9 protein-coding genes are annotated in these 12,640 nt (G+C 60.2%); 8 read left to right on the forward strand and 1 reads right to left on the reverse strand.

Features of this window, described 5'->3' with window-relative positions; genetic code table 11:
* Positions 1-737: 737 nt before the first annotated feature.
* The 8 genes from bcsA (at position 738) to AC1DYF_RS26330 (ending at position 11,745) form a co-directional block, all read left to right on the forward strand.
* Positions 738-2,948: a UDP-forming cellulose synthase catalytic subunit gene (gene bcsA, locus AC1DYF_RS26295; RefSeq protein ID WP_477879981.1), complete on the forward strand. Its 2,211-nt coding sequence runs from the start codon at positions 738-740 to the stop codon at positions 2,946-2,948.
* 28 nt (positions 2,949-2,976) lie between these two features.
* Entirely contained in the window at positions 2,977-5,346 is a 2,370-nt protein-coding gene (locus AC1DYF_RS26300) for a cellulose biosynthesis cyclic di-GMP-binding regulatory protein BcsB (RefSeq protein ID WP_477879983.1), read from the forward strand.
* Entirely contained in the window at positions 5,339-6,433 is a 1,095-nt protein-coding gene (locus AC1DYF_RS26305) for a family 8 glycosyl hydrolase (protein ID WP_477879985.1), read from the forward strand. The genes AC1DYF_RS26300 and AC1DYF_RS26305 overlap by 8 nt, the downstream gene beginning before the upstream one ends.
* A complete protein-coding gene (locus AC1DYF_RS26310) occupies positions 6,412-8,304 on the forward strand; it encodes a hypothetical protein (protein WP_477879987.1) in 1,893 nt (630 codons plus the stop codon). The genes AC1DYF_RS26305 and AC1DYF_RS26310 overlap by 22 nt, the downstream gene beginning before the upstream one ends.
* Positions 8,305-8,438: 134 nt before the next feature.
* Positions 8,439-9,218, forward strand: coding sequence for a GH12 family glycosyl hydrolase domain-containing protein (locus tag AC1DYF_RS26315; RefSeq protein ID WP_477879989.1), 780 nt, complete (start codon positions 8,439-8,441; stop codon positions 9,216-9,218).
* A gap of 41 nt (positions 9,219-9,259) precedes the next feature.
* Entirely contained in the window at positions 9,260-10,441 is a 1,182-nt protein-coding gene (locus AC1DYF_RS26320; RefSeq protein ID WP_477879990.1) for a calcium-binding protein, read from the forward strand.
* Between the two features lie 153 nt (positions 10,442-10,594).
* The gene (locus AC1DYF_RS26325; protein ID WP_477879992.1) at positions 10,595-10,993 is read left to right on the forward strand and encodes a hypothetical protein; all 399 of its coding nucleotides are present in this window, start codon (positions 10,595-10,597) and stop codon (positions 10,991-10,993) included.
* Complete coding sequence (locus tag AC1DYF_RS26330) at positions 10,990-11,745, forward strand: phosphodiester glycosidase family protein (protein WP_477879994.1); 756 nt, start codon at positions 10,990-10,992, stop codon at positions 11,743-11,745. The genes AC1DYF_RS26325 and AC1DYF_RS26330 overlap by 4 nt, the downstream gene beginning before the upstream one ends.
* Here AC1DYF_RS26330 and AC1DYF_RS26335 read toward each other — a convergent pair.
* Positions 11,742-12,515 carry a pyrroline-5-carboxylate reductase gene (locus AC1DYF_RS26335; RefSeq protein ID WP_477879996.1) on the reverse strand — a complete coding sequence of 258 codons (774 nt, stop codon included), beginning with the start codon at positions 12,513-12,515 and terminating at the stop codon, positions 11,742-11,744. The two genes, AC1DYF_RS26330 and AC1DYF_RS26335, sit on opposite strands and share 4 nt — an antisense overlap.
* Positions 12,516-12,640 lie beyond the last annotated feature (125 nt).

Below are 12,640 nucleotides of genomic sequence, written 5' to 3' on the forward strand. Positions count from 1 at the left end.
TATTCGGCAACAAAGGCGCGATAATATTCCATTCCAAATCAGTCAGCTCATGGCGGCGACGGGTCATCATTAGGCTCCCAAATCAATGGCAGCCTTGAATCACCGTCAAACCCAAAGGGGAAGCCCGTTTATGAGTTTACGGCCTAGTCCGCCTGACAGAACCGATTGCGCCATCTGTCGGCAACGGTTCGACGCCCCGTCCTGGGTCGCGTCCGCCCTTACCGTTCCAACCACGCCACGTCAGGCGCTCTGCAGACGTGGAACCACCGCCGGATCGAGATGTGGCGCCACTCAAGCCAAGTTGCGTCCCACGACAATACCGAAGAGCCACGCAAGGCCTTAGCAATAGGACGGAAAACTCCGCTACATCAGGGCGTTACCCGCTCTAGGCCTACTTTGAGTTCTCCTGCAGCCACTGCTTTTCTAATTAACACGCAAGATAATCTTCAAGACCTTCGAATTAACCCTAGATTACGATTGAACAGTAGTTTTACAAAAAATCTACTCTACTAGAATCTCGTTTTGGGAAGAAAATGCTGCAATTTTGGTCACCCGACGTCGCAATTATGTAAACATCGATTAATAAATCGGCGATTAACCATTACCTGTGCCGAAATCGTACAGATATATTTATATTCGTCTCTAATTTGCTTCGTTGCCAACTATATTACCCGCATTGACTTCGTTTGTTTATTCAAAATAATTACCGAAAAGTAAACAACGTACGAGTATCCCCAATGTTGCGTACACTGTCTCTGGTTTTATGGCTGGCCGCCGCCGCGATTATTTCCATTCTGGCATTCCAGCCGGTAGGCTCGGACGTTCAGCTGATTGTCTCGACGCTAACCATCATCTTTCTCTATGTCATCACCCGCATCAGCAGTAGAGGTCCGTGGCGATATATCGCTTTGGCGACCACCAGCATCATTGTGCTACGCTATGTTTACTGGCGCACGACAAGTACTTTGCCGCCGATCGATGATCCGGTCTCCTTCATCCCCGGCATCATTCTCTATATTGCGGAAATGTTCTGCATTTTCATGTTCTTCGTCAGCGTCTTCGTCGTTTCCGATCCGATCACGCGCAAACCGCCGCGCGAGCAGGACGACAAGGACCTGCCGAACGTCGACGTTTTCGTGCCTTCCTATAACGAGAGCAAGGAAATCCTGTCACTGACGCTTTCCGCAGCTGCGGCAATGGACTATCCCAAGGACAAGCTTCACGTCTATCTGCTGGATGACGGCGGCACGGACCAGAAGCGCAACAATTCCGATCCCGAAATTGCCGAGGCCGCCAATGAGCGCGCCCGACAGCTCAAGCAGCTCTGCACCGATCTCGGCGTCAACTATCTGACCCGCGCCGAAAACGTCCACGCCAAGGCAGGCAACCTCAATTCAGGCCTGGACAATTCCAGGAGCGAACTGGTCGCCGTCTTCGATGCGGACCATGCGCCGGAAGCGGGCTTCCTGAAGGCGACCGTCGGTTACTTCGCCGACGACCAGGACCTGTTCCTGGTGCAGACGCCGCACTTCTTCGCCAATCCCGATCCGGTCGAACGCAATCTCGGCACCTATACCCGGATGCCCGCCGAGAACGAGATGTTCTACACGATGATCCAGAAGGGTCTCGACCGCTGGAACGCGGCTTTCTTCTGCGGTTCGGCCGCCGTGCTGCGCCGCGAGGCGCTGGAAGAAGTCGGCGGCTTCTCCGGCATCACCATCACCGAGGATTGCGAAACCGCGCTCGAACTGCATTCGCGTGGCTGGAACAGCGTCTATGTCGACAAGCCGCTGGTCACCGGGCTGCAGCCGGAGACCTTTTCCAGCTTCATCGGACAGCGCTCGCGCTGGTGCCGCGGCATGATCCAGATCCTGTTGCTCAAGAACCCGCTGTTCAAGCAGGGCCTGACGCTGCCGCAGCGCATCAGCTACATGTCCAGTTGCTTCTATTGGCTGTTTCCGCTGGTGCGCCTGTCGTTCCTGCTGGCGCCGATCCTGTTCATCATCTTCAACCTGAAGATCTTCAACGCTTCGGCTGACGAATTCCTGTCCTATACGATCACATATCTGGTCGCGTCGGAAATCCTGCGCAACTACCTCTACGGGCACTACCGCTGGCCATGGATTTCCGAAGTCTATGAATATGCCCAGTCGATCTTCCTGGTTCGCGCCATCATCAGCGTCATCCTCAACCCGCGCAAGCCGACCTTCAACGTCACCGACAAGGGTGTGTCGCTGACCCAGCGGCAGCTGTCGAACCTGGCCTGGCCGTTCTTCGCCATCTTCGCCGGCCTCGCTTTCGTGCTCTATATGGGGATCCATCGCTACGAGACTGAACCGGCCCTCGGCGACCTGATCCTGATCACCGGCGCCTGGAACCTGCTCAACCTGATCATTGCCGGCGCCGCCCTTGGTATCGTCACCGAGCAGCCGATCGATCAGGACGGCATCAGCCTGCCGCTCAGCCAGGCAGCCGAACTGCGCCTGACCGACCGCACCGTGCCGGTGACCATCCGCCGCATGTCGCCGGAAAAGGCCGAGATCGAGGTGCGCCGCGGCGTCGTTGCCAACCTGCGCAAGGGCGAATATGCCCAGCTCGCCCTGGTCAATGCGCCCGCCGACCTCGCGGTCTCGCAGATCCCCGCCTTCGTCGGCAAGCCGACGACGGTCGACCAGCGCAGCTTCGCCATCGAGCTTGACGCCGAGGCGCAGCATTATGGCGCCATCGCCCACCTGATGATGCACGATCTCGATCTGCCGCGCCGCCTGCGCGAGCGTCGCCAGCATCGCCGCATGTATTTCGTCGCGCTGGTGACGCTGGTGAGATGGGCGATCGTCTGCCCGCTGCTTGCCATCGCGACCGGCCTGTCGGCCCGCTCGCAAACCGGCCGTGTCGGCCGCCGCCGCAGCGAACTGGCGAAAGCCAAAGCTGCCACGACCAACGTCTAACACCACTTCCGGATCGAGAGAAAAGACAATGTTCAAGAACCGACTTCTCGCCTTTTGGCTCGCTTCGGCAGTGACGGTTGTCGTGGGAACCTCCCAGGCAGGGGCTGCCGAGCCGGCCCCCTTCCAGTTCGACAAGCCCGCCGCACAGATCACCACGACACCGACGACGACCGGCGACACGCTGCGCAAGATCGCCGGCGACCGTTCCGACCTGTTCTTCGACGGTGAATACCAAAGCCGCAGCCTGCCCTTCTTCGCGCTGCCCGACGAAGCCTCGACATCGGCCAGGCTGGTGCTGACGATGCAGACGGCGATTTCCGTGGCGCCGGAAGATTCCGAGATGAAGATCGCCATCAACGGCACGCCGGTGGGCGCCACCGGCCTGGTCGCCGGCGATCCGCGCCGCATCGAGTTCGCCGTGCCGGCCGGCCTCATCCATCCCGGCTATAACGCCGTGTCGATCGAAGCCAGCCAGCGCCACCGCGTCGATTGCAGCGTCAGTGCCACCTATGAACTGTGGACGAAGGTCGATCCGGCCAAGAGCGGCTTCATCTATTCCGGCGTCGCCAAGCCGAGCCTGTCGCTTGTTGACCTGCTGCCGCTCGCAGGCGCGAAGGATGGCCGCACCCCGATCCGTGTGGTGATCCCGGCAGGCGCCGACATGGCCGCCTATGACCGTGCCATGCGCGCCGTCCAGGCGCTGACCATATTCGGCAATTTCAACCATCCGGCCGTGGAATTCGCCAGCACGCCCGGCACCGGCCCGGGTATCGACCTGTTCGTCGGCACCAAGTCCGAGCTCACCCTGCTGCTCGGCGACAACAGCAAGGTGCTGGCGTCGAGCGAACATGCGATCGTCGATGCCGACAGCAGCGGCGCGGAACGCAAGCGGCTGATCCTGACCGGCATGGATACGCTCGATGTCGACCAGCGCGTCAAGGAATTCGCCGCCTTCGCGCTCAACGACCGTCCGGTCGGCACGCGGGAAGGTCTCAACGCGCTGACCAACCTCAAGGGCCGGACGCTGATGCCCGGCGACAAGGTCTCGCTGAGGGAACTCGGCTATTCCGGACGGCCGTTCTCCGGCCGCTTCGAAGTGTCGCGGCTGAATTTCGCCATGCCGTCCGACTTCTATCCGGGCGACTATTCCAGCATCAATTTCCACCTGAGCGCACGCTATATCGGCGGCCTGGCGCCCGACGCCGTGCTGGTGGTCAAGGCAAATGACAAGGAAGTCGCCAATATCCAGTTGAGTTCGACGCGCGAAGGCGAAATCCGCGACCAGCGCCTGCCGATCCCGTTCAGCGTGCTGCGCCCCGGCCAGAACACGCTGTCGATCGAGGCGCGGGTGCCCTCGCGGCTCGACGCCGCCTGCGACAATGTCGACAATGCCTCGACGTCCGTGCGTATTTCGATCAGCGAGAATTCCTATCTCGATGTGCCGGACTATGCGCGCATCGGCCGCTATCCCGACATTGCCGGCCTGGCCTCCGGCCTGACGCCAAAACTTTCCGGCGCGCCGGATCCGCTGACCCATGTCTTCGTGCCGGGTTACGACAAGCAGGCGCTCAACGCCGCGGCAACCTTCCTTGCCAAGATGGCATTCTCGTCCGGCAAGGTGAAGCCGGTCGAATTCACCTCGACGCTTCCCGATCTCGACACGTCCAATGTCATCGCCTTCGGCGCCTATGACACGCTGCCCTCGGAACTGACGTCCCGGCTGAAGCTCGACTTCGTCAACATCCGCGCCACCGAAGTGGCGAAGCAAGCCCCCTTCGAGGTCGCCAGCCTCGACGGCGTGGCGCTGCCGGTGGAGAGCGCCGACGACCTGCAACGGCCGATCCAGCCGCTGTCGTCCTTTGGGAAACTCTCCGACATAGCCGACGACTTCGTCGCCAATCCGGCCGAATTATCCGGCAGGGTCTTCGACGGCATCAAGGCGAAGTCGCTTTCGGAGATGCGTAAGCTCAATCTGAAATATCTCTCGTCGCTTCTCGATCCGGGCCGCAACGAAAGCTATTCGCCGCTGTCGACAGCCGCACTCGTGGTGGCGCAGAGCGGCTCCGACCATGGCGGCGTGTGGACCGTGGTTGCTGCACGCAGCGCCGACATGCTGCAGGCCCGCACCGACGTGCTGACAGACTATAGTGTCTGGAACAAGCTCAACGGCGCGGTCCAAAGCTTTGGCGACACAGGCGAGATCCTCGATCAGAAGAGCAGTTCGAGCGAGCATCTTTTCCAGACCGAGCCGCTGACCTTCGCCAATGCCCGCCTGGTGGCCGCGGGCTGGCTCGCCAACAATGCCGAGATCTATATCGGCGCGCTGCTGGTGGCTGCGATCCTGCTCGGCATCGGCACCTTCATGGTCCTGATCACGGGACGCCGCAACCATGGCTAAGCGTATCACAAACTTCCTGATGGCCTGCGCGCTGGTGGTTCTGCCGGTCGCGCCGGCCCAAGCAGCCCAGCCCGCCGAACAGACCCGGTTTGTTCCGCAGGACTACGTGGTCGGTGCATGGTGGCTCTACAAGTCGGAATTTCTCGCCGACGGCCGGATCATCGATCGCGGTAACGGCAATATCAGCCACAGCGAAGGCCAGGGTTACGGGATGCTGCTTTCCGTGGCTGCCGACGACCGGGAGAGTTTCGAGGCGATCTGGAGCTGGACGCACAGGGAACTCTATCTCCGCGGCGACAATCTCGCCGCCTGGAAATGGGACCCCGACGCCAATCCGCACGTCAGCGACCAGAACAACGCCACCGACGGCGATCTGCTGATCGCCTGGGCGTTGATGCGGGCCGGCAAGACGTGGAACGAGCCGAAATATACGGATATGGCGCGCGCTATCGCCGGCGCCATTGGCCGTGAAGCGGTGATCGATGCCGGTGCCAACGGCAAGGTCCTGCTGCCGGCCAGCCACGGTTTTGCCGCCGGCGAACAGCCGGACGGCCCGGTCGTCAACCTCTCCTACTGGATTTTTCCTGCGATCCGCGACCTTGGCACGCTCGACAAGGATTTTCCCGCGGCGGCGCTGATCCAGTCCGGCACGATACTGATCAAGACGGCACGGTTCGGTTCGAGCCAGTTGCCGTCGGACTGGATCTCGCTCAAGGACGAACGACCTGAGCCGGCGCAGAAATTCGCCAAGAACTTTGGCTATGACGCCGTGCGCATTCCCCTTTACGCCGCCTGGTACGGCCCAGAGCAGGCGCGCCTGCTCGACCAGGTCTACGACCGGTGGAAGATCGGCGGGGTGAACGCCGTGCAAGTGGTTGAACTCGCCACCGCCGCGCCGCTGGTCGCCATGCCCGACCCCGGTTACCAGGCCGTCAGCGACCTCCTGTCCTGCAGCCTCGGAAAGACCACCGGCCTCAACGCGATCGGCGACTTCCAGCCGACCGATTATTATCCCTCGACACTGCATCTCGTCAGTCTTGTCGCTGTTTCGGAAAGGTACCCGCAATGTCTCCCAAAGCAAAATTGACGATTGTGCTCTGCGCCACGACGGCGATCTTCACGTTCAATCCGAATGTCCTGTCCCGCCTCCTGCATGTCGAAGACCACCTTGCAGCCGAGGAACTGACCCTTGATCCGAGCGCGGCCGACGGCCTGAAGGCACTGACCAACACCGCAAATACCGCGGCCGTGGACAGTACGCTTTCCAACAATGGTGGTGTGCTGACGCCGCGCGATTTCACCGGCCTTTCGCCCAACAATGTCCAGCCGGCGGCCAACGAGACCAGAGACGTCGCCCCGGGCGAAAACCCGTTTGGGACCAATGGCCAGACAACGACTCCGGTCACCAACCGACAGCTCAATGCGGTGACCGATCCCAGCCTCAACCCGGTCGCCAATCCGGGCTCCAAGCTCGCGACACAGCCTGGCGCCTTTACGATCAAGGGTGGGCAGCAGAATATGCCGGCCAACACGGTCGCCAACCCATTCCAGCCTGCTGGTCAGCAGCAGAAGATCACCCTCCCCGTCGACGCGTCGAAGGCCAAGCCCAAGGTCGATGACAGCGCGCTACGCTATTATGCCACGACCAAAGACCTCAAGCGTCTGGGTGCCGAGATGCGCCGCCTCAAGACGCTTTATCCGGATTGGCAGCCGCCGAGGGACCTGTTCTCGCCGGTTGCAAGCCTCAGCGAGCAGCCGCTCTGGGAAATCTACAAGACCGGCAACTATGCCGCCGTCCGGGCGCAGATCGCCCAGATGCAGAGCACCAATCCGCGTTGGCAGCCTTCCGACGATCTGCTTTACAAGCTGCAGCTCGGCGAGACCCGCTCGATGATCTACCGCGCCTATGCGCAGAAGCGTTGGAACGCGGTGATCTCGGTGGCGCAGTCCTATCCGCCGATCCTGGTCTGCACCGACATGCAGGTGCTGTGGAATGTCGGCGAATCCTTCGCGCAGATCAAGGATTATGCGCAGTCCTTCGATCTCTACAAATATATCCTGACCAATTGCGACGATCCGGCACTGCGCATGGCGACGGTGCAGAAGGCCTCGCTGGTGCTGCCGGCCAAGGGCACGACGTCGCTGATCGCACTCGGCAAGGTCATGCCCGACGGCAGCCAGGAATTCGAGAATATCGGCTTCGATGGCGTGCGCCGGCAGATCGGCGAGTATATCAAGGAGGACGACATGGCTGCCGCCCCCACGGATGAGGATCTGAAGCGCTTCGTGGATTTCGTCCAGCGGACTAGCTCAGTCAATGATGCCGAAATGATGGGCTGGTTCTTCTATACCCAGCAGGACTGGCAGCTGGCGAATTCCTGGTTCATCCAGGCGGCCCAATACCAGCGCACGCCGAAGAACATCGAAGGCGTCATCCTGACGCTGCGCAACATGGAGAAGGGCGACGACGCGCTGAAGGTCGCGCGCCGCTATCTCAAGGCGTCGCCTGAGGTCGCCCAGCAATATATCGAGATCATCTCGGAGTCGCTGACAAGCAAGACGCCGACCGTGACGCTGAAGGAAAAAGAGCTCGACGACTTCGAGAAGATCGTCACCGTCAACAAATCGCCGCTCGGCGCCCAGGCGCTCGGCTGGAAATATCTCAACGACGGCGACAAGGACAAGGCGCAGGATTGGTTCACCCAATCCGTCGACTGGAAGCCGACCGAAGGCGGCGTCGTCGGCCTAGCTGTGCTCGCATCGCGCGACAAGGACTACAAGGTGCTCACCGCGATCAAGAGCGAATATGGCAAGGACTACGCCTCGCTCGACGACTTCAAGACCTACACCGCCAAGAAGTTCTACAAAGCCAAGAAGTTCAAGCGCTCCACCTATCGCGATGCCGACAACCTGGCTCCAAGGAAGAAGCACAACTGGCAGTTCCAGGCGCCGGGTTGATGCCTGGCCCGGTGAATGTCCCGCCTACACGGCCGGCGGGACAGGCGAAATAGAAGATCATTCAAGGTGTCTGTCGCATCCGGCCGCTAACGACCGGAACGGTGCGGCGCGTCATTAAAAGCGAGAAAACTCCAATGGCAAAGAAAACCCTCAAGGCGGATTGGGCCACATTCACCCAGGGCGATTTCACCATCGAGAACAATGTCTGGAACAAGGGAAGCCTGGTCAACGGCGATGACTACACCCAGACGATCAGCTTCGATAAGACGGACATAAACCACGAACTGACCTTTACCTGGAACTGGCCGAGCACCAGCCACATTCTCGCCTTTCCGGAAATCGAGGCGGGCTACAAGCCCTGGTCCCAAAACGGCAGCAACGCGCTGACAGCGAAGTTGTCGCAGATTTCGGCATTCGATGCGACGTTCGACTATGACATGAGCGGCGCCACCTCTCTCTACAATGTCGGTTTCGACATGTGGCTGACGAAGCTGCCTGGCTCCGACAGCGGCAATATCACCACGGAGGTCTCGGTCTGGACCCATCATGGCAATATCGACGTGGACGGGAAGAAAGTCGGCGTCTATCAGGACGGCGCCTTCAAGGCCAATATCTACGAGGAAAAGCATTACAGCCATCCGGGCGCCAACCAGTCCTGGGACTATATCACCGTGGTGGCGAAGAAGGACATGACATCCGGCACACTGGACATGGACCATCTGTTCGACACGCTCGTCGAGATGAAGCTCGTCAAGTCGAGCGCCTATTTCAACGGCTACGAGTTCGGCGCCCAGCTTCTCGGCGGCAAGGGCAGCCTGACGATCCATGACATCGAGCACGATTTCTCGACCGGATTAGCGCAGGCTGCCGACGTGGCGGGACATGCGCACCATGCCGATGCGTTTTTGTTCTGATCTTCCAGCCAGTCGCCGCCATCATCCTCCGGAGAATGAGTGTGAAGCATTATCTGAACCCCGCCGGGACCACGACATGGTACGCCACAGCCAGCGGCGACGACTGGATTGTCCGCAAGGGAGCCGACTTCCAAGTCTATAATGGCGACGGGATTTCCGACAGCACATCCCTGCACGACAACCGGTTCGAAGTCGACGGGCACATCACCGCGCTCGATGGGGAAGGCCTCGACATCTACGGCCATAATGCGTCGATCCTGATTGCGAGTTCAGGCTTGATCAAGACGGCGCATGGCTACGGCATCGCCTTCGAAACGACAGCCTATAGTGGGCATCTGGAAAATCATGGYACGATCACCAGCGATTTCAGCGGCGTCAGCGTGACCGGCGCGTCGCCGGTGTCGGGTCGCCGGCGGGCGGCTGAGATCGTCAATTTCGGCAAGATCACTGCGAGCGAACAGAACGGCATCTATAGCAATTCCGACGATCTCACCGTCATCAACAAGCATAGTGGCATCATCACTGGCGGCCAGTACGGCTATGGTATCACATCGGTGGAAAACGATGTTACCGTCGTCAATGACGGTACGATCAAGGGCAACTTCCAGGGCGCCATCGGCCTTGGGACCGGCAATGACCGCGTCGTCAATTACGGGCATGTGATCGGCAACATCCTGCTCAACAACGGCAACGACATCTATGTCGATGAGGGCGGTAGCGTCGATGGTGTGATCAATGCCGGTGTCGGCGCCGACACCTATATCATCCACCACAAGGGGCTAAGCCTGCACGAGGACGATTTCTCGGATATCGATACGGTCAAGGCCTCGATCAACTGGACACTGGGCGACAATTTCGAGCGGTTGGTTCTGACAGGCAACCATAAGCTCAACGGCACCGGCAATGACGACGCCGACACCCTGATCGGCAACGGCAAACGCAACGTCCTGAGCGGCCTCGGCGGCGACGATGTGCTGAAGGGCGGCAAGGGAGGCGACACGTTCGTCTTCACATCCGGCTCCGGTCACGACATGATCGCCGATTTCGGCCATGGTCACGACCACGTCGACCTGAGCGGCTATGCCGGTGTCAACGACTTCAACGATCTGGATATCGCCAAGCAGGGCCAGGATACGGTGATCACGCTTTCGGCCATGGATACCATCACGCTGAAGGATGTCGCGCCGCAGCACCTTTCTGCGGGCGATTTTCACTTTTCATAACGAACGAAGCGCGGTCACGGGTCCCTCCACCCACTGTTGCGACCCCAAGGCAGAATAGTAGGCGCCCTAAAACCGTCTTCATACGGCAATTCCTGCCTGCGCCACACTGTCGGCGGTTTTCCCGCGACACTGGCATCGTCATGAGGAGGTTTCATGCGTTTCAGGTCGCTACCATTCATCACTGTGCTTGTCATCCTGCCAGGCCTCGCCAACGCGTCGTCGGCCACACCTGAAGGCCGCTATTGCGGGAAGCTGTTTTCTGCCGGCGAGATCGTTGCAGCCGAGACCACGTTCGAATTCGGCCAAGGAGGCAGCATCAGCGGCCATTATGAATTCCGCGACGGCAATGTCGTGACGGATGGATGGCTCGAGGAGGCGGATAGAACGGCGGAGCGGACGCATTTGTTGGTATGGCATGACAGGTACGGTCAAGGCCAGTTGACGGTCACGTTCAATCGCGATTTCGAAAGCTTCGACGGCTACTGGGGCACGAATGCACCGGTGCCGGACCATATCTGGATGGGCGAGCGCTGCCAGGAGCCGACCAGTTGACACGGCCAGCGCTGCGCCTGCTGCTGCTCGTCTGGCTCACCGCCGCGGCATTTCCGGCACTGGCGGATGGCTATTGCCGAAAGCTCGCCTATCAGGGCAACATTTACACCGTCTGCGCTGTCGACCCGCGTAAAAGCACGATCCGGCTGCACGACCTCGATCCCAGGCGCCAGCCTTACAAGAGCTTCGATGCGCTGCGGGCAAAACTCTGGTCCGACGGCATTTTCATGCGCATTGCCATGAATGGCGGCATGTACCAGCCCGATTTCTCGCCGGTCGGGCTTTATGTCGAAAATGGCGTCGAGAAACAGGCAATCAACACCAATCCGGGATACGGCAATTTCCATTTGCTGCCGAATGGCGTCTTCTATCTCCTGCCCGGCAGCGCCGGCGTGATGGAAGCCAAGGCCTTTGCAGCGACAGGGATCAAGCCGGCCTTCGCCACGCAATCCGGGCCGATGCTGGTGATCAACGGCAAGATCCACCCGAAGTTCGATCCGGCGAGCACCAGCCTGAAGAAACGCAATGGCATCGGCGTCGACCGGTTGGGACGGATGATCTGGGCGATTTCGGAGGGCGATGTGCGTTTTTATGATTTCGCGACGCTGTTTCGCGATGCGCTCGGCTGCGACAATGCGCTGTTTCTCGACGGTACAATCTCGGCGCTCCATGTTCCGGAATGGCAGCGCAGCGATGCCGCCTATCCGCTCGGGCCGATCCTGACCGTCGAGATCACCATCCCGCCAAATTAGTTTGCGTGGCGGATGCGGTTGAAGACGCTGTCGAGTGCATCTGACAGTGCGCGGATGCCGCCATCGGCAGCGAAATTGGTATAGGCCTGCTCGTTCAACCCGCCCTTGGTGGAGAATTCCGACTTCAGCTCCTCGAAGGACTTTTCCGGGTGCTCGGCGGCGGAGGCGGAGAGAGCGCCGAACATCTGGTTGAGATAGGCGCGGCCGCTGTCATAAGCGAGCCCCTTGCTCTCCAGCCATTTCGTGCCGGCTTCGAGAATGCCGTAATAAGTGCCCATGAGCGCGCTTGCAGCACCCAGGAGATCGTATTCGGTCTTGCTGGCGACTTCGATCGCGGTGCCGAGCTTCGAGAAGATTGCCGCGACATCCGCATCCGGCGGATGGATTGCGGTGGCGCCGCTGAGCGTCGCCACGAAGGGCAGCGGAATCGCCTGTGTCAACCGCACCGGCGCGTTGATCCAGGTGGTCAAGCGATCGAGAGGCGTGGCGGCCACCAGGCTGACGACGTGATGCTCCGGGCGGAATGTCAGCGCCCGGACCACTTCCTCCGCGATCTGCGGCCGGATCGCCAGGAAGACCAGGTCGGCATTGTCGACGACGTCCTGATTGTCCTGGGCGACAGTAACATTGGCGCAGCGTTCGGCGAGACGTCCGGCGACCGCTTCGTTGCGCGGCGAGACATGGATCGGCGTGGCCGCCAGATCGGTCTGCGAAATTCCGGTAACGATCGCCTGGGTGATCTCACCCGTGCCGACAAAGCCTATTCTCATGTGCCAATCCCGTCCAATCCCGCGGGTTTGATAGCGGTGAGCGGAAAGTTGCGCAAGAGTTGATCAGAGCGATTTCGCCGCCTTGAGACGCCAGTACAATATGCCGCAGAAGACGAACTTCAGCG

It is taken from the genome of Rhizobium sp. P2_G9 (genome assembly GCF_056403475.1).